Here is a 20,559-nt window from a genome sequence, read left to right as displayed (position 1 = left end):
CTTTCTGTTTTTATGATAATTCAAGCTGTTTCTTCAATTCCGTTTTGACTTCGTTCAGTTGGTTTTGATCCAATTGGTAATAATAAACGCCATTTGGCTGGTAATCAGATCCTTTTAGTTGAATCGTATCAACAGATTTCAATGAAGTGAGTAGTGGGAAAAGACCGACTAGCTCTTTCATTGACAGGTTAGTTGAGACGTTATCACCTAGAGTATCTATGATATTGTCATAAGACGGAATAGACGTTACTGATTTTGATTTATCGAAAATGGCTTTTAAAACTTCCATTTGACGCTGTCCACGCATGAGATCACTGTCTGCTTTTCTTGTTCTCACATAAGCGAGAGCTTGATTACCATCTAGTGTGTGAGTACCCGTTTGCAGCTGAACTTTGCCCTTTGTATCTTTAAGAATCTGTTTCACAACATATTCATCTTTAATGTTAACGGAAACACCATTCAATTCATTCACAATTTCCTTAAATGCTTTGAAATTACTTTCAATCACAAAGTCGACAGGAATATCTAGTAAATTCTCAACTGTACTCACCGTGAGGTCTGCATCACCAAATGCGTGTGCATGTGTGATTTTGTCATAACCATGACCTGGAATATTAACATATGAGTCCCTTGGAATACTTAATAATTTCACGGTTTTATTCGTACGATTTACTGTTGCTAATACCATTGCATCGCTTCGTGCTTGTTTGACGGTTTCGCCTGGTCTGCTGTCAATGCCAAGCAGCAAGACAGAAAAGCTGTCTTTCCCAGGATCAAATGCTTCAATCCGTTTGACAGATTGTGCACCGCGGTCTAGAGAGACTTGTGCTTTTTTCGCAGCCGATGTCACTTTATAGTAGGCATAGCCGGTGACAGAAGCGGTTGTCAGTAAAAGAATACCAAAAATAAAAAGAGTGACTTTCACCCATGGTTTTAAACGCTTTTTGCCTTTGCGTTTACTTCTTGTTTGATCCATATATTTAAACCCTCGCTATGATTTTATAGTAAAGATGTCCTTCTTCCTGCTTACAAACTAAAACAAATATACCTTAAAACGGGATATAGTGCGACATTTTTTTCACTAACGCTTAATTGACGTTTCCTTATCTAAAAAAGTTTCAATGATACGCAAATGAAATATATTTGTCATAAAACATCGAAATGTTTGAAATGACAGGAAGTGAGGAAAATGATTTTTCATAGAGAAACATCTAGTCATTACATAGATAAAAGAGGGGTTATGATCATGAAAAATCGGAATGGGTGGCTTTATTTCTTCGGCGCACTTGGCGGCGCCTTATATGGTTACGATACAGGTGTCATTTCTGGCGCTATCTTATTTATGAAAGAGGATTTAGGTTTAAATGCATTTACAGAGGGACTTGTGGTCAGCTCGATTTTAATCGGGGCGATGCTCGGGTCTTCTCTTTCTGGAAAACTGACAGATCAATTCGGACGGAAAAAAGCGATAATCGCCGCAGCCATTTTATTTATTATCGGCGGATTTGGAACAGCCCTTGCACCGAATACGGAGGTCATGGTCTTATTCCGAATCGTGCTAGGACTTGCTGTCGGATGCTCGACGACGATTGTTCCATTATATTTATCTGAACTTGCGCCAAAGGAATCAAGAGGGGCACTTTCCTCATTAAACCAACTCATGATCACATTTGGTATTCTTCTTGCCTATATTGTGAACTACGTTTTAGCAGATGCAGAGGCATGGCGTCTGATGCTTGGAATTGCCGTTGTTCCTTCTGTTCTCTTGTTATGTGGTATTTTGTTTATGCCAGAAAGTCCTCGCTGGCTGTTTGTCCAAGGACAGGCGGATCGGGCGAAAGAAATATTGTCAAAACTTAGACAAAATAAGCAGGAAGTTGAAGACGAAATTGCGGATATTCAAAAAGCAGAAAGTGAAGAAAAAGGCGGTCTTAAGGAATTACTCGAACCATGGGTGCGCCCCGCTTTAATTGCTGGTGTCGGTTTAGCCTTTTTACAGCAGTTTATTGGGACAAATACAATCATTTATTATGCACCAAAAACATTCACAAGTGTCGGCTTTGGCGATTCAGCAGCCATTTTAGGAACTGTAGGAATTGGTGCAGTCAATGTTGTCATGACGTTTGTTGCGATTAAAATCATTGATCGTGTCGGGCGGAAAGCGTTACTCCTATTTGGAAATGTAGGGATGGTTCTTAGTTTGATTGTTCTAGCAGTGGTCAATCGTTTTTTCGAGGGATCAACAGCTGCAGGGTGGACAACGATTATATGTTTAGGACTTTTCATCGTCATTTTTGCTGTCAGCTGGGGCCCGGTCGTATGGGTGATGCTGCCGGAGCTGTTCCCAGTACATGTCCGGGGAATCGGTACGGGGGTATCGACCTTCCTACTGCATACAGGGAATTTGATCATCTCGCTCACATTCCCAACCTTGTTAAGTGCAATTGGCATCAGTAACCTTTTCCTTATTTATGCAGCCATCGGCATAGGTGCCTTCTTATTTGTGAAATATTTAGTCACAGAAACGAAAGGGAAAAGTCTTGAAGAGATTGAAGAAGATTTAAAAAAGAGAAACCGTGCCGTCGTGAATGATGAAGGGGAAACGGTATGAAAAAAGACCAGCTGCATGAGGCAGCTGGTCTTCCTTTGTTAAACAAACGTTTAATCAAGAAAGGACAATCACTCATCTTCTGAACGTGCTACCTATGACATACATATGGAACAGGCGGGCGAAAGGTGGAAATGAGATGAAAGGAAAAACGAGCATTGTGATGCTGACGTACAATGAACTGCACCTAACGAAAAAATGTATCGACAGTATCAAGAAGCATACTCAGCCTGATGAATATGAACTCATTATCGTGGATAATGCTTCATCAGACGGAACAAAGGAATATGTGAGACAACTGGAAGATGTCGTGTTGATTGACAACGAGAAGAATCAAGGCTTTGCCAAGGGCTGTAACCAAGGAGCGAAAAAAGCAACAGGAGATAGTCTTCTTTTTTTAAATAACGACACGATTGTGACCGAAAACTGGCTTTTGCCTTTAAGAGAAGCCCTTTTTGCATCAGATCGTATTGGCATGGTAGGCCCTGTCTCCAATTATGTGAGTGGTCCTCAGCTCGTTCAGCCATCTTACACAGATGTGAAGGAGCTTCCTGCCTTTGCGAAGGCATATACGGCTTCGAAAAAAGGTCAAAGAACATATGTGCATAGACTTGTTGGTTTTTGTCTGCTGGTCAAAAGAGAGCTGATCGAGGATGTAGGGTTATTTGATGAGCGATTTGTATATGGATCATTTGAGGATGATGACCTTTGTCTGCGTTCGTTGCTGAAGGGATACCAGCTGCAAATCGTCCATGATTCTTTTGTGCATCATCACGGTCATGCTACCTTCAATGCCAATGAAGAAACGAACATCTCTACGTTGTTTGCGGAAAACAGGCTTCGTTTTTTAGATAAATGGGGCATTGATTTAAATCTGATAACGCCCCATCCATATTTTGCAACACTGCTCCCTGAGGATGCCGGATGTGTGCTGGATGTTGGCTGTGGTGCTGGGGCGACAGGACTTGAACTGATCAACCGGCAGTCCGTTGACATGTACGGAGTAGAGGCGGATGCATTAAAAGCAGAGATGGCAAAGGCGTATTACAAAGAAGTGATTGAGACAAAAGCGGAGGCGTATCCTTGGTCAGAGAAAGAAGCTTTTTTTGATGCTGTGATCTTTTCTGATGTGTTAGAGCATGTGTCAGACCCATGGCAGTTGATAGCTCAAGCGCATGCGTCTTTAAAACCAGGTGGCGTGATCATTTGCTGCTTACCTAATATGATGCATGCGGAAGTACTGCTGCCTTTAATGGCAGGTGATTTTACGTATCAAGATGTGGGGATTTTAGATCGAACACATATGAGATTTTTCACACCAAACACAATGCGGGCGCTCTTTCCAGACCATTTGTTTCATCGCGTGATTGAACAGCCGATCAATGTGCCAATTGATCAAAACGTTCAATTGTTTTTTGACGAAGTGGCGAGAGTAGGAGAGTCACTTGGCTTTCAAACAAAAGCATTATCTGATCAAGTGACGCTCTATCAGCTTTTGATCGTTGCACGTAAAAAAGGCGGTTCCCCCTCCGGGTAATCCGCCTCAGCGTGTAGGCAAACCCTCGCATTCTTTGTCAGTCCTGCGCGCCGGTGCTCGCGAATCCTTCATTCACTCCGCTCCGGTACTCGTCCTTCCTAGACTGCAAAGGTTTTCTATCACGCTGAAAAGAAGACAAAGGGCTAAAACAAAGTTCATTTTAGCCCTTTGTCAACCATCTAAGGCGGATGACCGCCTTTTGTGCTACCATTTAAAGCTTTTCGTTGCGCCTTCTGCACCAAAGTTCAAAATGCTCACTTTGACGTCATATGCAATGTCTACTTCTTGAAATAGTGTATCCCATTCATTGCGGTGCTGATCCCAAAAGTCTGGATACTTGATGCGCACCTGCCGATTTAAAAGGATCGGGTCAACACCAACTTCTTTTTGCATGTGGTGGACAGCTTTTTGAATGCGTTCTTTGATTTTGCGTTCAAAAATGCGCTCAAATCGTTTGATGTATTGCTCATCGTATGAGTTTTCAGGGGGATATTGATCTTCTGATAGTTTCCCGTTTGTTTGTACACTAATGTTAAAGGAAATCTTTCCGTTCTTCAGATAGGGTTCAATCTTGGACTTTGCTTTCTTGATTTCATACGTAATCGGAAAGCCTTTGTAGGTGGCGGGTACGACTCCGCCTGAGATGCGATTCATGACCCAGTTTAAAGATTGGACATCTTTTGCTGGTATGAATCCTATCAGCTTTCGTGTTTTTCCATGGATAATGCCTGCACCATCATAGGTGAGTTCTCCATTTACGACATCCACACTTTGGACAAGAAAGCTTGTACCCATCTGAAAGTAATCCGACGCTCGGCCAATACGTGTTGGCAGTAAAATCTTCCCGTTAAAGCTCCGGTTTTTTGATGTTTCAAAAATATGCTCAACTGGCACCTTTTGTTGTGATTTTAATTTTTGATTGATGACTTTTGAAGCCTCATGCCGTGACACTAAGAGGTAGCTGCTTCTTCGAACCTCATCATCTCGTATAAAGTGGTTGAGTGTTCCTTGAATATCATGATGCTCGGCTTGATTTTTGCCAAACAAAAAGATTTTGAGGTGATCACTGTAAATCGGCGGGTCCTTCAAAGCGACATTGCTGACTGCTTCCAGTACATTTTTCCCCTTTGAGACGACATTCACATAGCCAGGGGAATCTGCTTCTTGTGTTCCGCCCATTTTAGGGACAAGGTTTTGATAGGTGAGTTTGACTCCGTTATCATCTTCCTCGTCAATGCCAACACCGCGTACAAACGATAATTTCTCAATATCCTTTAAGTCCCAGCAGCCTGTCGATAAAATCAAAAGACAGCAAGACAGAAAGGTGAGCCATAAACGCCGTCCTTTCATGCAGATCGACCTCCCCATTTTTTACGTATCATGAGCAGAACAGCTGTTAAAAAAGGAATCGCTAACACAGCGAATAATGCATAGCCGAGTAAAGTCGAGTAGTAAAAGACTTCATTGATATTTCTCGGAAAAAGAGAGAGAGCTGAGGTCAGCAAAAACAGCAACCATAGCAGTCTCGTTAAATTGGTTGTCTTAAAAACCGTTTGACAGCCTTTAATAGCAAATTGGAAAAAGCCAAGCATACAAATAAACTGCTGGCACGTCCAGATCGTCAGTAAGAAAATATCAAAGCGTTCAATGAAGACCCCTTCTAGTTCTAGCGCTTGAATGAGGGAGACAGTGGGCCAGGTGAGTGATTTCGTTTCTCCAACCGTCATGGAACCAATCACAATAAAGAGCGTGAGGGAGTAAATAAGTGTGGTGATCCCTACACCGATCGCTGCGGCCCATTTCGCTTTTGACCATTTGTCTTTATAGATAAGCGGTACGACAAACAAAATGACTTCAAAGCCTGTAAATTGAATAAATGTTTGAGAGAACAAATTACTAAAATCTTTAAACCCGTGAGCCATTACCGGGCGTAAGTAATCAAAATCAAATATTTTCAAACTAAACAGCATGAGCCCAATGTAAATGATCATGGTCATCGGATAAATATATGTCACCATTTTCACTACCGGAAAAATTCCGCTTTTTAAATGATAGGTGGCCACAAGTAAAAAAATCATCACAATCACCGTCATAGGGGTCGATTGCAGCAGGAAAAACTGAACCACTTCCCCCAGTACACGCGCCTCAAAGCCCACAATGGCTAGTAAATAACCGATCAGCATTAGGTTAAAGATCGTGCCAAAGAATGCACCGGCTCCTTTTGTATTCGATTCAAAAATGGTATCCGGTGCATTCTTCTCCGCAATCCAACCTAGCAAAAAAGCAACGAAAGCAAAGATGACTCCCTGTATTAATACAATGATCCAGCCATCAGGGAATCCTGAATTGGCAGAACTGCGAGGAATGGTTAAAATTCCAGCGCCTATCATTGTAGAACTGCACAGAATGGTGACTTGTAACAATGATAGCTTCTCAGCTCTGTACATCGTTTACTCTCCTTGTCTTTTGAGATTTTTTGTCTTGGCTGTTTTCGGTCTCGATTTAAATAGCCCTATTGGTAAACGAACGTACGTATCTTTTAAATCTGAAAACGGTGAAGACAAAACAGGTGTGAAATAGTCAAAACCAAAGGTCTTTAGCTGCATCAAGTGACAAAGTACAAATAAATAACACATGATGAGGCCGTATAATCCAAACATGGCTGAACTGAAGATGGCCATAAACCGCAGAATGCGTAAGGGGAAGCTGAAATCATATGATGGAGCAGTGAAATCGGCTAGTGCCGTCAGAGACACAATAATGACCATTAAGGCACTGACGATATTGGCTTGGACAGCCGCCTGTCCAATAATGACGCCGCCAATCAGTCCAATCGTCTGCCCGATCGCCCTAGGAAGACGAAGTCCAGCTTCCCGCAGCAGTTCAATCGTAAACGACATCAAAATGGCTTCCACTACAGGAGGAAAGGGCACATTTTGCCGGCTGCCTGCGATGGTAAGTGCCATTCGTGTTGGTAATAAACCAGGATGATAGGAAACAAGGGCGATATAGAGTCCCGGTAAAAAGATCGTCAAAAGCACGGCAATATAACGGAGCAAACGCAAAAGAGTCGCACTTGTCCATCTTTGATAATAATCCTCCGGTGATTGCATCAAGGCAGTGAGAGTCATCGGCATAATGAGGGCAAACGGCGTCCCATCGAGCAAAATAGACACCTTTCCTTCTAACACAGAGGCAATCACCCGATCAGGACGTTCTGTATTTTGAATCTGCGGGAAAATAGAGATATGACTGTCTTCAATCAGCTGTTCTATGTAGCCGCTCTCAGGAATATCATCCATTTTGATTTGCTTCATACGAGAGAAGACATCATCTACTAGTTTGGGGTCTGCGATATCACGAACATACACAAGAGCAGCAGATTTCTTGTTGCGAGTTCCTATGTTTACCTTTTGAATGACAAGGTTCGGATCGTTTGCTCTTTCACGAAGCAATGCCGTGTTTTTTTCAAGATTTTCAATAAATCCAATCCTTGGTCCTCTAACAAGGACTTCTGATTGCGGCTCCTCTACTTCTCTAAATTGAAAAAGATTCGTATGGAGCGCAAGAGCTTGAGTGGCCCTATCCACAAATAAAATAGCCCTGCCGCTGTATAACTGCTCGATGGCAAGGTTCATATCTTCCAGCACATCATTTTGAATACCAAAGAACGTTTTAGAAAGGAGAGAAAGTGTGGTGTGGTCGACCTCAGTGATGGTCAGTTCCTTTTGCATAGGTGAAATAATTTGTTTGGAAAGCATCTCAAATTCTGTGAGTCCTTCAACGTACACGAGACATGCAGAGACAGCGGAAGGACCAAATGAAAAAGAGTGGAACACGATATCATCACTTTTGCCGGCAAAGCTTTTGACACGCTGAATGACGGACTCTATATCTTGTTCAATACGACTTTTCATAATACCTCACCCTCATGTCTTTTTTTATAGAGTGACTCGGAAGGAGAAGAATTATGCAAATAGAAAAAAGAGAATCCCCTAAAATAGGAATTCTCTTCACATGTTTATCTCGCCAGCCAGCCGCCATCTACGGCTAAAATATGACCGTTCATATAATCAGAGGCAGGGGAGCTGAGAAAGACGGCGGCACCTGCTAGATCTTCAGGCCGTCCCCAGCGTCCAGCGGGGATTCGTTTCAGAATCTCTTCATTCCGGTTCGCATCGTCACGAATGGCTTGCGTGTTATTGGTTGCAATATAACCAGGCGCGATCGCATTGACCTGAATATGCTGACTTGCCCATTCATTTGCAAAAGCTTTCGTCAAACCTGCGACAGCATGCTTACTTGCTGTATAAGCGGGAACAAAGACACCGCCTTGAAATGATAGAAGGGAAGCGATATTGACAATTTTCCCTTGCCCTTTTTTCAGCATCTGCTGTCCGACCTTTTGCGTGAGGAAAAAGAGACTGTTGATATTCACATCCATGACAGTATGCCAGTTTTCCTCTGAATATTGAGCAGCCTCTTCTCTTTTAATGGTCCCAGCATTATTGATCAAAATATCAATTGAATGCTGTTTTAAAAGGGCATCAACATCCCGCTTTGCGGACTTAGGATCTGCAAAGTCTACTTGAATCGCATGAAATGATCTGCCGGTCTGTTCGACAAGTTCTTTTGTTTCATCAAGCGGCGTATGGTGGTAGGTGCCGATGATATCTGCACCTGAACGGGCAAGCGCTACGGCAATACCTTGCCCAATACCAGTTCCAGGACCTGTGACAAGAGCTGTTTTGCCTTCGAGGGAAAAGAGGGACGCTACATATGATGTCGTCGTCATCTCATTACCTCAGCTGGTCCATCGGGACAAAGTCCATATCTTTAAACGTATAGTTTTCTCCCGCCATTGCCCAAATAAATGAATAATTTGCGGTACCTGAGCCTGAATGAATGGACCAGGCAGGTGAGATGACGGCTTCTTCATTTGCTACAACGAGATGTCTCGTTTCAGATGGCTCCCCCATAAAATGAAAGACACGTGCGTCTTCCTCTATATCAAGATATAAGTACACTTCCATCCGCCGGTCATGTATATGAGCAGGCATCGTGTTCCATGTGTTATTGGTTTCAAGCTGAGTGATGCCCATCATAAGCTGGCAGCTTTGGATGCCGTCTGCATGAATGACCTGATACAGATTCCGTACGTTCGAGGCGGATGCTTCCCCTAAATGATTCGGTGTTAATTCAGCAATCGCAGCCTTTTGTGTCGGATACGCTCTATGAGCTGTGGCTGACACAAGATAAAATTTGGCCTGCTCACCTGATGAACTAGCAAACTGTACATGTTCGTGTCCAAGTCCAATATATAAGAAATCTTTATGCTCCAGCACAAATGACTCACCATCGACTGTAACCGTACCTTGGCCGCCGACATTCACAATGCCAATTTCCCGTCTTTCAAGGAAATATTCTGTACGTAAAAAGTCGCCGGCATCTAGCTTGATCGGTTCTGATGTCGGCATAACACCGCCAATCACCACACGGTCCTCATGCGAATAATATAGCTTCAATTCACCACTGACAAAGAGTGTCGGAATATGAAAATGACGACGAAGTTCCTCTGTTGTAAAACGCTTGACCTGCTCAGGATGTACAGCATAACGATTTTCCATTTGAGATAAGCCTCCCTTTCCATCTGAAACATATGATTGTTTTATTTGGTATCGGTTTCAAGGAAAATTCTAGAGGAAAAAGAGAGCGGCGTCAACCGTTAATTTGAAATCGCTTTCTTTAATTGTATAAAAGCTTTTTTTCTTCATGTTCATGAAAAAAATCTTCTGATACAGTTCAACTTGTGGTATGCTTTTTTTAAGTTTATTTGAAATCGGTTTCGAAACAAATGAGAAGATCAATCTTGGGAGTTTTTTGTATGAAAGAGAAAAAGCAAACGAAAGTCACCATTAACGAAGTTGCAGCATATGCAGGTGTCTCAAAATCAACGGTATCCAGATACATCAATGGCAGAACAAATGAAATTTCTCCTGAAAAGGTAAAAAAGATTAAAAAAGCCATTGAGGAGCTCCATTACCGTCCGAGTCAGCTTGCCCAAGGATTGAAAGTAAGAAAGAGCAAGGTCATTGGTTTTATTGTGGCTGATATTACGAATCCATTCTCTGTTGCGACACTTCGTGGTGTGGAAGAGATTTGTGATGAATATGGATACAGCATCATGGTGTGCAACACAGATAATCGTCCAGAAAAAGAACGAGAAATGCTTCTGAAGCTGAATGCGCATTATATTGAAGGGCTGATCATTAATACGACCGGTCAAAACAATGACATTTTGCAAGACTTTAAGCAAAACGGTGTACCGATTGTTCTTGTTGACCGTAAGTTACCTGAACTCAAGGTCGATACCGTCACAACGAATAACCGTGACATCACGGCTCGTCTACTTCACCAAATGTATGAAAAAGGCTACGAACATATCGCTTTCTTTACTGAGCCGGTCGATGGGATTAGTCCACGTGAAGAACGAAAAGAAGCCTATGAACAGACGACGATGAGTCAACATAAGACACCTATGATTGCAGAAATCAATTTGAAGCAAAAGGAACAAATGCGAGATGAGATTTGTCGTTTTTTACAATCAAGCCATCAGAAAAAAGCGATTTTAGCAGGCAATGGATTACTCATGCTGAAGCTCATCAGTGAACTTGTCGATCTTGGGGTAAAGATTCCTGAGGAGATAGGCATTGCCGGATTTGATGATACAGAATGGTATAAGCTGATCGGGCCAGGCATCACTACGGTGGCGCAGCCATCTCATGAGATGGGGAAAGCGGCGATGCAAAAAATCAAGACGCGTCTTGAAGGGGATAAGAGTGCACCCCAGACCATTCAACTTGATGGAGAAATCATTGTGAGAAAATCTTTATAAACGTTAGGCAGAGAAGAGTATACATACGTGCATGCTCTCTCTTTTTCAACTGTTTTGAAACCGGTACCAAGAAAGGGGAGAAATGAGTGAAAGCATTGGATGTGATCACATTTGGGGAATCAATGGCGATGTTTTATGCAAAAGAAATTGGCGAGCTTCACCAAGTGCATACGTTTCAAAAAGCACTTGCTGGTGCAGAGAGTAATGTTGCGGTCGGCTTGGCAAGATTAGGCTTTAGCGTAGGCTGGATGAGTAAGGTCGGGGCGGACTCACTTGGTACATTTATTTTAGAAGAGCTTCAAAAAGAAGGGGTCGATACGAAGGCAGTACTCCGTTCAAATGATGGAGCCAAAACAGGAATATTGCTTAAATCAAAAGTCATCGATGGAGACCCTGATGTGACGTACTACCGAAAAGGCTCTGCTGCGAGCACATTGAACCCAAGCGATTTCCCGTCCACTTATTTTCAGCAGGCAGGACATCTTCATATGACCGGAATCCCGCCTGCTGTGTCTAGTGAAATGAGAGCGTTTTCTTTTCATGCCCTTAAAGAAATGAAAGAAGCAGGAAAAACCATTTCCTTTGACCCGAACCTTAGACTTCAACTATGGGAAGAGGAAGAAGACATGATTCATACGGTGAACCAGATGGCTGCTCAAGTAGATTGGTTTTTCCCAGGGCTTGCAGAAGGTCAAAGACTCACTGGATGTCATGAGCCGGAAGCGATTGCGGATGTTTATTTACAAAAAGGCGTCAAGCTTGTGGTCATTAAACTGGGAGCGGAAGGAGCCTATTTCAAAAGTGCATCCGGCCAAGGTGTAGTGGATGGTTTCCATGTGTCTCATGTCGTGGATACAGTCGGAGCTGGTGATGGATTTGCAGTGGGAGTGATGAGCGGTCTGCTGGACGGATTATCATATGAAAAATCGGTGACAAGAGGCAATGCCATTGGAGCACTTGCAGTCATGTCCCCAGGAGATCACGAGGGCCTGCCGACTCGAAAAGAGCTTCAGGCATTTATAAAAGAAGCCAAACGATATCAAAGGCGACACGATATGAAGGGAGATGAGAGGTATGGGAAAGTCAGCAAGTATGAGCGTTAAAGAGAAGCTCGCAGCTTGTAAACTCATTGCGGTGGTCAGAGCAGGTAGTGAAGCAGACGGGATAGAGATGATTGGTCGTTTAAAGAAAAAAGGGGTGCGGGCCATCGAAGTGACATATACCACGCCCAATGCAGAGCGGATCATTGCATCTTACCAGCATGACCACGACTTGATTGTCGGAGCTGGAACGATTACAACGCTTGAGCAGGCACAATCAGCCATTGAAGCCGGCTCTCAATTCATCGTTAGCCCTGGATATCTTCCTACTATCGGAGAGCACCTATCTTTTCACGATATACTCTACGTGCCAGGTGTTTTGACCCCGAGTGAAATTATGCAGGCAAAAGCAAATGGATACAGCGTGTTAAAGCTTTTTCCGAGCGGCTCCTTCGGTTTGTCCTATATGAAAAATTTGCAAGGTCCGTTTCCAGAGGTTGAGTTCATCCCAACAGGAGGCATTCATCCAGTCGATGTGCCAAAGTGGCTTGAAGCAGGAGCCGTTGCAGTAGGTGTCGGCAGCCAGCTTGAAAGCAGTACAGCAGAAGAATTACAGGCTGTTCTTTCTTCCACCATCATGTAGTTCACATAAACAACCGGCTGATGACTGCCGGTTGTTTGTTCGTTTATCTGACATAAAAGATGGGAAGGCGCTTCTTTTCACATAAAATGAGCATAAAGGAGAGGTCGATATGTACATTCAACAAGATGAACTAAAAGATGGTCAAATTGAACAATTGATTAAAGCTCATTTAGAAGAGATGAAAAAACATTCACCGCCAGAAAGCATTCATGCCCTTCCGTTAGACCATCTGAAAAAACATGATGTCACAGTATGGAGTGCAAGGGATGGAGAGGTGCTTCTTGGCTGCGGAGCCATCAAGGAGCTATCAAGTGAACATGGTGAACTCAAATCGATGAGAACGGCAGCAGCCCATATGCGAAAAGGCGTGGCGAAGCATCTGTTGACCCACCTTCTCCAAGAGGCGAAGCGGCGGGGGTATAAAAGAGTCAGCCTTGAAACAGGTGCGATTGCTTTCTTTGAACCGGCAAGAAAATTATATGAAAGCTTTGGATTTCAATATTGTCCGCCTTTTGGTTCATACCAAGAAGATCCGAACAGTTTATTTATGACAAAGGAATTATAGAGGTCGAGAGAGTATGCTTTTATAAGCAGCTCTTTTTTTATGCGGCAACAATGGAAGGAGGAGAATGTGAATGAAATGGTCGAAGGTGTTCGGAATGGGCGCATTTCTCACATTTTGTGTCGTATCTGTTCTTTTTTTATCTGTATTAGGTCAAGATTTAGTTAAAATAGAAAGCGCTTCCGATGAGACGGTATCAACTTATCAATATCACTTTGTTCTTGTACCGGAGGAACTTGATAATGAATATTGGCAATTGGTGCAAAAGGGAGCTGCTGATGCGGCGGAAGTTCATCGGGTGTATCTTGAATACCTAGGTCCAAAGCAGGCTGATTTGGATGATCACCTAAAAACCATTGATATGGCGATTGCTGGTCATGTGGATGGCATTATGACGCAAGGGCTTGATACAAAGAGATACAAACCGCTCTTTCAAAAAGCAAGAGAGAAAGGTATAGATGTTGTCACAGTCGATACCGATGCAGAGGGGAGCAAGCGTCAAGTGTATGTCGGAACAGATAACTATTATTCTGGCTTTATCGCCGGACAGGCACTCATCGCCGATACAAAAGGCGAACAGTATGTGGGCATTGTGACGGGACGGCTTGATGCGATTCACCAGAAGCTTCGCGTGAAGGGGTTTCGAGATGCCGTTTCTGGTGAGAAACGCATTCATATTGCTGGAATAGAAGAGTCGGCGATTACGAAATCAGGTGCTTCCGGTGCTGCGTATAAATTGTTAAATGATCATACGCAGCTCACCGCATTTTATGGAACAAGTGCATTAGACGGTGTCGGCATTATTCAAGCAACAGAGCAATATCATTCGTCTAAAGATGTTTATGTGCTCGCATTTGATACTCTGCCTGATACGATTCAAGCGCTGGATGATGGGAAAATTGATGCAGTGGTTGTACAGCACCCTTATGAAATGGGCTATCAAGCGGTTGAATCTCTTGTTCGTTTGCAGCAAGGGGATAAACAAGAACCGCTGCAGTACACAGGGACGAGTGTGATTCGGCGAGGAGACCTGCCCCTTCATCAAACGGAAAGACCACAGGGGGTTCAGCCATGAGAAAAATACGAAGTAAATTATTATTGGCATTTTTAATTCTTGTGCTCCTTGGTAATGTGGCCGCTTTTTTTGTGTATTGGAGCAGTTCAAAAATCACATCAGAATATAGCAAGAGCTTTCGTTCCTTTCTCCTGCTGAATGATATTTCGACAGAGGCAAAAACGATGTATGAAAAGGTCAACGCCTTTGCCATCGAAAAGGATCAGGCGTTTGCCAAGGGGTATGCTGAATCAAAACAGAAAATGACATCATATGATCAAGCATTGCTCAAAGATGCAGGGCTTCATGCCGCCATCCCCTCCATTGAAAAATATCAATATATGATGCGGACGCTCATAAACGAAAGTGATGCGACAATGAATCATGTCAAAAAAGGGAAAATCAAAGAATATGCTGCAAGTGTGAAAGAAGTAAGAACCGTATCCTCTTATATCCAAGAGCAGACAATGACTCTTTTGGATGATGAATTATCTGAGTATCAAGTACTCTACCAATCCCTTCAAAAAAGACATCAAACGTATGCGCTTTTTACTCTATGTCTGTTTACATTATCGATAGGCATCGCTTTATGGATGGCCTATATCATTGCGGGTGGAATTTCAAGACCGATCGTTCATCTGTCTCGAAGTGCCAAAGAAGTATCAGAAGGAAATTTTGATGGTCCGAATTTGCATGTGTCATCGAAGGACGAAATCTCTGTGTTAAATCATGCCTTTGAGCGAATGCGGCGAGAGATGAAGGTCATGATTGAAGAGATGAAACAAAAGGCCGCTTTAGATCAGAAAATTAAAGACATGAAGCTGAAAACACTACAAAACCAAATGAATCCACATTTTTTATTTAATACATTAAACATCGTTTCACGTATGGCGTACTTAGAATCAGCTGATGCGACATCGAGATTGATACAATCCGTTTCTACGCTGATGCGGTATTCGCTATCTCCTCTCAGCGCATCTGTTACGTTAGAACAAGAAGTGAAAGTGGTAAAAGAATATTTTCATATACAAGAAACAAGATTTTCCGATCGTATTACATGCAAAACGACCATAGATGAGTCGTGTCTATCTGTTCACATTCCGAGCCTTACATTGCAGCCGCTTGTCGAAAATGCCTTTATTCATGGGGTAGAACCAAAAGAGGAGGGGGGGCTTGTAGAGCTCTCTATTGATCGAGATGATGGCTTTGTCATGATTCGGATTCGGGATAATGGACTTGGCATCAGTGATCAAGAGAAAAAGAGGTTGCTATCGCAAGAGGAAGAAGATCATCCAGACACACGTAGTAAAGGTCACTCGACAGGAATTGGTCTTCGAAATGTGATGTCGAGGCTGCGTTTGTTTTACGGAGTGCAGGATGCCCTTCAAATTGATTCAAAGCCAAACGAAGGGACCACCATTCAATTGACAATACCAATCAAGGAGGAGCGAGCATGCTGAACGTGCTGATTGTTGATGATGAAAAAATTGAACGAATGGCGATGCGTAAATTCATGACCGAATGGCTGCCAGACTGTCATATTGCAGGGGAAGCTGCGAATGGAAAAAAGGCGGTGGAATTGGCGCGGTCTAAGCCAATTGACCTTGTGCTCATGGATATTCAGATGCCAGGCATGGATGGACTCACAGCGATCAAACAGATCAAAGCAAGCTGTCCTCATACTAAATTTATTATGCTGACAGCCTACGATACATTTGATTATGCCAAGCAAGCCATGCAGGAAGGGGTCAAACAATACCTTGTCAAACCAGCTGATAAAGACGAAACCATTACAGCGATTCGTTCTGTTGCGGCAGAAATTCAGCAGGAGGTCTCCCTGCGGCAGGCGGAGAAAGTCAATCAGCAGTCAAAATGGCTGGAAGCTCATGTGTTGAACGGTCAATCTTATTCCTCCACAGTGTTTGAGCGGCTGTTTCAGGATTTTCAAGCAGGTCTAGTGATCGCTGTTCAGCGGACAGGCGGGGATCAACTCCTGAATCATTTGCAGGAGTCTGCTCTTTTTCAAGCAGTGCCTATCAAAGTGAGCGGTGAGCTGTTTACATGCTTGATTTACAGCCGTCAATCACCTGGTCATCTAAAGGCGAATGTACTGCAAGCCATTCGCGCTGCCATGACAAGCGAGCAGCATTCACCTGTCATTGTTGGCATGGGTCATCCTGTCTCAAATCCACTTCAACTTCAGAAAAGTGCGGCAGAAGCGAAGCTTTCCTATTATCAGCGAAAAAAAGATGACGGTGCGGTTCGTTATGGCTTTTACTATACAGATAGACAACCTTACGTATTGATCAACTTGCCTGAGCTTGCCGATGACATGATGCTGGCACTAGAAGAAGGGAGAAGAGATGATGCTCTTGCTTACTATGATGCCTTCCAATTAGAAGGGGCAACCATTTCTCATGTGAAAGAGCTGCTCATTTTACTCAAATCACGACTTCGTGCAGATGTGCCGATTCTAGCTATCACTACAGAAACAGAATGCCGCCAATGCTGTGAACATTTATTTGATCTGTATGAAGCAAGAACCCAGACGGTGAATGATATAGAACGGGCGAAACGATACATTCAAACACATTTTTGCGAACATATCACGCTGGAGCAAACGGCCGCCTATGTTGATTTAAGCCCGACGTATTTCACCAAACGCTTTAAGGATGAGACAGGTCTGACGTTTAAAGAATATGTGACGACCTGTAGGATGGATAAAATGAAGAAGCTACTGAAAGAGAGTTCGCTTAGTTTAAAAGAAATCACCTATCAAGCAGGATATACTGATCCGAATTACGTCAGTCGTGTGTTTAAAAAAATGGTTGGCTGTTCACCGAAGGAATATCGAAAACAGGTCGTAAAAAAATGAAGAATTTCATAAAAAAGTGAAGAAGTTTGCCTGAAAAAAGGCAAGGATCTGCCAGTATACTTATTTTGATAACGCTTACAAAATAGGGATGGGGGATCCATGATGAAGTTTAAATTAGGCTTTACTTTATTGGCACTCTGTATGCTGGTCGTCTCTGCTTGCAGTTCATCGACGAACTCAGATGCAAAAAAAGAGGGCGGAGCGGAGAAACTAGAAATTTTCTCTTGGTGGACTGGTGCAGGTGAGGAAGACGGACTGAAGGCACTCATTCAATTGTTTGAAGAGAAAAATAAAGACATTCCAATTGAAAATGCAGCTGTCGCTGGTGGCGCTGGTACGAATGCAAAGGCTGTTCTAACAAGCCGGATGCAAGGAGATGATCCGCCAGCTACTTTCCAAGTACACGGGGGAGCAGAGCTGAATGAGAGCTGGGTAGCCGCAGGTAAAATGGAGCCGCTGGATGACCTTTATGAGAAAGAAGGCTGGAAGGATAAATTTCCAGAATCACTGATTGACCTTGTGAGCAAAGACGGGAAAATCTATTCCGTTCCAGTGAATATTCATAGAGGCAATGTGCTTTGGTATAACAAAAAAGTATTTGAAGATCAGGGCTTAGAACCGCCAACGACGTTTGATGAATTTTTCAAAACAGCCGATGCCTTAAAGAAAAAAGGGATTACTCCACTTGCGCTTGGGGATAAAGAACCTTGGGCAGCGACTCATTTGTTTGAAAGCGTTCTTCTAGGTGTACTAGGTGCAGATGACTATCAAAAACTTTGGGCGGGCGACTTAAAAATGGATGATGCAAAAGTGAAGGAAGCGGCAGACATCTTTGGACGTATGCTCGAATACGTCAACGACGATCATAGCTCGCGTAACTGGCAGGATGCCTCACAGCTCGTGGCAAAAGGGGAAGCTGCAATGAATGTCATGGGCGACTGGGCAAAAGGATACTTTGTGAATGATCTAGATTTGAAGGTGAATAAAGACTTTGGATACGTGGCTACTCCTGGTACGGAGGGCAGCTTTATGGTCATCACGGATACATTCGGACTGCCGAAGGGTGTCAAACAGCCAGAAAACGTGAAAAAATTCTTATCTGTCTTAGGATCTGTGGAAGGACAGGATGCGTTTAATCCGTTGAAAGGGTCAATACCGGCACGTGTGGATGCAGACGTATCAAAATATGATGAATATGGAAAATCGGCAATGAAGGCGTTTAAAGAGTCAAAGCTCGCACCGTCTCTTGCGCATGGCTCAGCTGCTGAAGAAGGTTTTGTCACGAAGGCGAACCAAGCCGTCAATATTTTCGTGACACAAAAAGACAGCAGTCAGTTCGTTTCTTCTTTAAAAGATTCAATGAAATAAAGATGAAAGAGGCGGCCGTTAGGCACCGCCTCTTTTTTAAAAAAGGAGTGTAGCTTCATGCGCATGGACACATCGCCGATCACAAAAACACCAGCAGCAAAAGTGAAACGTGTTCGGAAAAAATGGAATGGAGACCAGCTGCTTGCCCTGCTATTTTTAGCACCGTCAGCTGTTTTATTATTCATTTTTGTTTACGGATTTATTGGCTGGACAGGATATGTTTCATTATCGAACTGGACCTCGCTTGTTCCTGATTTTTCTTTCGCAGGTATGAAAAATTATGTCATGCTGTTTCAAGATTTTCGCTTTCAGTCAGATCTTCGAAACACGGTCTTTTTTACATTATTCTTTATTGGAGCAGTCATTGCTTCTGGGCTTGTACTGGCCATTTTACTAGACCAGAAGATCAAGGGGGAATCACTTTTTCGGAATCTCTTTTTCTTTCCGATGGCCCTTTCCTTTGTTGTCACAGGTGTTGTGTGGCAATGGATCCTAAATCCATCTACTGGGGTGAATCTGTTTTTAAAAACACTCGGCATCCAGCCCAAGTGGTACACGGATACGAACATTTTAGCTGGATTTGTCTGGGGAAAAATTGAGTTTGGTGTACCGGCAGCAATGATTGCAGTTGTCATCGCTGCTGTGTGGCAGATGACAGGGTTCTCACTTGCGATGTATTTGGCTGGTCTTAGAGGCATTCCAGAGGAAGTGAGAGAGGCTGCTAGAATGGATGGCGCAACCGAGTGGCAAATCTACTGGAAAATCATTTTCCCGCTGTTAAAACCAATCACAGCGAGCGTCGTCATTATCATGGCACATATTTCTTTAAAGATCTTCGATTTGATTTACTCGATGACAGGACCAGGTGCAAACTTTGTCACCGATGTGCCAGGTGTTTATATGTTTGAAATGACCTTTAGAGGAAACCATTATGCAGGTGGTGCCGCCATTGCGATCGTCATGTTGATTTCTGTTGCGGTCTTTATCGTGCCGTATCTCCTGTCTAGCCGGAAGGGGGCTTCATCATGACCGCAAGAGGATTTGTCCGTCCAGTTCTTTATGCTTTATTAATACTGTGCAGTTTGTTTTTTCTCATGCCTGTTTATGTCATGCTTGTCACAAGCTTAAAGCCATTAGGTGAAGTTACCCTTGAGCGAATGTGGTCGCTCCCATCTACACTAGATTTCTCAAGCTACAAAATCGCTTTTGAAAAGTTATCACCCAATTTAATGAATTCTCTTTATCTAGTCATTCCTGCTACCTTATTGTCAGCTGTATTAGGTGCGATGAATGGCTATGTGCTGTCTAAATGGCGCTTTAAAGGATCAGAAGTGGTGTTTACCTTCATGTTGTTCGGTATGTTTATTCCATACCAAAGTATCCTCATTCCACTTATTCAATTTTTACGTGAAATCGGCTTGTATAACTCCATTCCGGGACTTGTACTTGTCCATGTCGTATATGGCCTGCCAATCACAACACTCATGTTCCGCAATTTTTATGTGAGCATTCCTGATGAAATGATTGAATCAGCGAAGATGGATGGGGCCGGATTTATCGGGATCTTCAGACATATGATTTTGCCGCTTTCCATCACAGGGTTTGTCGTGGTTGCCATTTGGCAGTTCACAAATGTGTGGAATGAGTTTCTATTTGCGGTTACTATGACCACGGCAGAGAATCAGCCGGTCATGGTTGCACTGCAAAATTTATCAGGCAGTCAAATTGTACAATGGAATGTTCAAATGGCAGGTGCCATCTTGGCTGCGCTGCCGACACTTTTGGTCTATATTCTACTTGGAAAATACTTTGTGAAAGGGCTTCTTTCAGGCTCTGTCAAAGGGTGAATTGATTTTCTTGTTATCGTTTTCATTCGGTGTACTGAAAGGATTGACTTCTCTTTAGATAGCGTCATAATAAAAGTTGAGACTTGCTAGTTTTCATCATGCTAGGCAAGGATTATCAAAGGGTAGCAAA

At 43.1% G+C, this 20,559-nt stretch carries 18 protein-coding genes; 12 read left to right on the top strand and 6 right to left on the bottom strand.

All coding sequences use genetic code 11. From position 1 onward, the window contains the following. Positions 1-10 precede the first annotated feature (10 nt). On the bottom strand, positions 11-976 hold the full coding sequence (locus tag MHH31_RS16645) for an LCP family protein (RefSeq protein WP_017360001.1): 966 nt from the start codon (positions 974-976) through the stop codon (positions 11-13). Positions 977-1,246: 270 nt separating this feature from the next. On the opposite strand from MHH31_RS16645, the gene MHH31_RS16640 reads away from it, so the two are divergent. Continuing rightward, positions 1,247-2,611, top strand: coding sequence for a sugar porter family MFS transporter (locus tag MHH31_RS16640; protein ID WP_178929820.1), 1,365 nt, complete (start codon positions 1,247-1,249; stop codon positions 2,609-2,611). 136 nt (positions 2,612-2,747) lie between these two features. Further along, positions 2,748-4,145: a bifunctional glycosyltransferase family 2 protein/class I SAM-dependent methyltransferase gene (locus MHH31_RS16635; protein WP_212359744.1), complete on the top strand. Its 1,398-nt coding sequence runs from the start codon at positions 2,748-2,750 to the stop codon at positions 4,143-4,145. A 204-nt stretch (positions 4,146-4,349) separates the two neighbouring features. Here the strand turns inward: MHH31_RS16635 and MHH31_RS16630 are convergent, their stop codons facing one another. From MHH31_RS16630 to kduI, 5 genes are all read right to left on the bottom strand, one after another. Next, the gene (locus MHH31_RS16630; RefSeq protein ID WP_076821232.1) at positions 4,350-5,495 is read right to left on the bottom strand and encodes a Ger(x)C family spore germination protein; all 1,146 of its coding nucleotides are present in this window, start codon (positions 5,493-5,495) and stop codon (positions 4,350-4,352) included. Beyond that, complete coding sequence (locus MHH31_RS16625) at positions 5,492-6,592, bottom strand: GerAB/ArcD/ProY family transporter (protein ID WP_024719278.1); 1,101 nt, start codon at positions 6,590-6,592, stop codon at positions 5,492-5,494. Before MHH31_RS16625 ends, MHH31_RS16630 begins: the two co-directional genes overlap by 4 nt. Positions 6,593-6,595: 3 nt before the next feature. Next, positions 6,596-8,062 carry a spore germination protein gene (locus tag MHH31_RS16620; RefSeq protein WP_024719277.1) on the bottom strand — a complete coding sequence of 489 codons (1,467 nt, stop codon included), beginning with the start codon at positions 8,060-8,062 and terminating at the stop codon, positions 6,596-6,598. 104 nt (positions 8,063-8,166) lie between these two features. Continuing rightward, entirely contained in the window at positions 8,167-8,940 is a 774-nt protein-coding gene (gene kduD / locus MHH31_RS16615) for a 2-dehydro-3-deoxy-D-gluconate 5-dehydrogenase KduD (protein ID WP_058213531.1), read from the bottom strand. 4 nt (positions 8,941-8,944) lie between these two features. Beyond that, positions 8,945-9,772 carry a 5-dehydro-4-deoxy-D-glucuronate isomerase gene (gene kduI, locus MHH31_RS16610; RefSeq protein WP_017368169.1) on the bottom strand — a complete coding sequence of 276 codons (828 nt, stop codon included), beginning with the start codon at positions 9,770-9,772 and terminating at the stop codon, positions 8,945-8,947. Between the two features lie 257 nt (positions 9,773-10,029). Between kduI and MHH31_RS16605 the strand changes: the two genes are divergently transcribed. The 10 genes from MHH31_RS16605 to MHH31_RS16560 all read left to right on the top strand — a co-directional run bounded on the left by MHH31_RS16605 (position 10,030) and on the right by MHH31_RS16560 (position 20,429). Further along, positions 10,030-11,040 (top strand): LacI family DNA-binding transcriptional regulator, encoded by a 1,011-nt coding sequence (locus MHH31_RS16605; protein WP_138279080.1) that lies wholly within the window; start codon positions 10,030-10,032, stop codon positions 11,038-11,040. 86 nt (positions 11,041-11,126) lie between these two features. Next, a complete protein-coding gene (locus tag MHH31_RS16600; RefSeq protein WP_082627033.1) occupies positions 11,127-12,143 on the top strand; it encodes a sugar kinase in 1,017 nt (338 codons plus the stop codon). Continuing rightward, positions 12,115-12,723, top strand: coding sequence for a bifunctional 4-hydroxy-2-oxoglutarate aldolase/2-dehydro-3-deoxy-phosphogluconate aldolase (locus MHH31_RS16595; RefSeq protein ID WP_024719273.1), 609 nt, complete (start codon positions 12,115-12,117; stop codon positions 12,721-12,723). Before MHH31_RS16600 ends, MHH31_RS16595 begins: the two co-directional genes overlap by 29 nt. 109 nt (positions 12,724-12,832) lie before the next feature. Next, positions 12,833-13,288 carry a GNAT family N-acetyltransferase gene (locus MHH31_RS16590; RefSeq protein WP_024719272.1) on the top strand — a complete coding sequence of 152 codons (456 nt, stop codon included), beginning with the start codon at positions 12,833-12,835 and terminating at the stop codon, positions 13,286-13,288. 70 nt (positions 13,289-13,358) lie between these two features. After that, on the top strand, positions 13,359-14,360 hold the full coding sequence (locus tag MHH31_RS16585; RefSeq protein WP_047946929.1) for a sugar-binding protein: 1,002 nt from the start codon (positions 13,359-13,361) through the stop codon (positions 14,358-14,360). After that, positions 14,357-15,799: a sensor histidine kinase gene (locus MHH31_RS16580; RefSeq protein ID WP_217967767.1), complete on the top strand. Its 1,443-nt coding sequence runs from the start codon at positions 14,357-14,359 to the stop codon at positions 15,797-15,799. Before MHH31_RS16585 ends, MHH31_RS16580 begins: the two co-directional genes overlap by 4 nt. After that, entirely contained in the window at positions 15,793-17,214 is a 1,422-nt protein-coding gene (locus MHH31_RS16575) for a response regulator (protein WP_058337005.1), read from the top strand. Before MHH31_RS16580 ends, MHH31_RS16575 begins: the two co-directional genes overlap by 7 nt. A gap of 99 nt (positions 17,215-17,313) precedes the next feature. Beyond that, positions 17,314-18,582 (top strand): ABC transporter substrate-binding protein, encoded by a 1,269-nt coding sequence (locus MHH31_RS16570; RefSeq protein ID WP_035389707.1) that lies wholly within the window; start codon positions 17,314-17,316, stop codon positions 18,580-18,582. 57 nt (positions 18,583-18,639) lie between these two features. Then, entirely contained in the window at positions 18,640-19,611 is a 972-nt protein-coding gene (locus tag MHH31_RS16565; RefSeq protein WP_024719268.1) for a sugar ABC transporter permease, read from the top strand. After that, positions 19,608-20,429: a carbohydrate ABC transporter permease gene (locus MHH31_RS16560; RefSeq protein WP_058337004.1), complete on the top strand. Its 822-nt coding sequence runs from the start codon at positions 19,608-19,610 to the stop codon at positions 20,427-20,429. Before MHH31_RS16565 ends, MHH31_RS16560 begins: the two co-directional genes overlap by 4 nt. Positions 20,430-20,559: the final 130 nt, after the last annotated feature.

The sequence above is a fragment of the Bacillus sp. FSL K6-1033 genome (genome assembly GCF_038630765.1).
Classification (GTDB): domain Bacteria; phylum Bacillota; class Bacilli; order Bacillales; family Bacillaceae; genus Bacillus; species Bacillus altitudinis.
Note: the sequence above shows the minus strand (reverse complement) of the source record. Positions and strands in the feature narration are given on the sequence as shown.

Coding starts and splice junctions, on each gene's coding strand:
- MHH31_RS16645 (WP_017360001.1), bottom strand. CDS start 976: ATGGATCAAACAAGAAGTAAACGCAAAGGCAAAAAGCGTTTAAAACCA.
- MHH31_RS16640 (WP_178929820.1), top strand. CDS start 1,247: ATGAAAAATCGGAATGGGTGGCTTTATTTCTTCGGCGCACTTGGCGGC.
- MHH31_RS16635 (WP_212359744.1), top strand. CDS start 2,748: ATGAAAGGAAAAACGAGCATTGTGATGCTGACGTACAATGAACTGCAC.
- MHH31_RS16630 (WP_076821232.1), bottom strand. CDS start 5,495: ATGAAAGGACGGCGTTTATGGCTCACCTTTCTGTCTTGCTGTCTTTTG.
- MHH31_RS16625 (WP_024719278.1), bottom strand. CDS start 6,592: ATGTACAGAGCTGAGAAGCTATCATTGTTACAAGTCACCATTCTGTGC.
- MHH31_RS16620 (WP_024719277.1), bottom strand. CDS start 8,062: ATGAAAAGTCGTATTGAACAAGATATAGAGTCCGTCATTCAGCGTGTC.
- kduD (WP_058213531.1), bottom strand. CDS start 8,940: ATGACGACGACATCATATGTAGCGTCCCTCTTTTCCCTCGAAGGCAAA.
- kduI (WP_017368169.1), bottom strand. CDS start 9,772: ATGGAAAATCGTTATGCTGTACATCCTGAGCAGGTCAAGCGTTTTACA.
- MHH31_RS16605 (WP_138279080.1), top strand. CDS start 10,030: ATGAAAGAGAAAAAGCAAACGAAAGTCACCATTAACGAAGTTGCAGCA.
- MHH31_RS16595 (WP_024719273.1), top strand. CDS start 12,115: ATGGGAAAGTCAGCAAGTATGAGCGTTAAAGAGAAGCTCGCAGCTTGT.
- MHH31_RS16590 (WP_024719272.1), top strand. CDS start 12,833: ATGTACATTCAACAAGATGAACTAAAAGATGGTCAAATTGAACAATTG.
- MHH31_RS16585 (WP_047946929.1), top strand. CDS start 13,359: ATGAAATGGTCGAAGGTGTTCGGAATGGGCGCATTTCTCACATTTTGT.
- MHH31_RS16580 (WP_217967767.1), top strand. CDS start 14,357: ATGAGAAAAATACGAAGTAAATTATTATTGGCATTTTTAATTCTTGTG.
- MHH31_RS16575 (WP_058337005.1), top strand. CDS start 15,793: ATGCTGAACGTGCTGATTGTTGATGATGAAAAAATTGAACGAATGGCG.
- MHH31_RS16570 (WP_035389707.1), top strand. CDS start 17,314: ATGATGAAGTTTAAATTAGGCTTTACTTTATTGGCACTCTGTATGCTG.
- MHH31_RS16565 (WP_024719268.1), top strand. CDS start 18,640: ATGCGCATGGACACATCGCCGATCACAAAAACACCAGCAGCAAAAGTG.
- MHH31_RS16560 (WP_058337004.1), top strand. CDS start 19,608: ATGACCGCAAGAGGATTTGTCCGTCCAGTTCTTTATGCTTTATTAATA.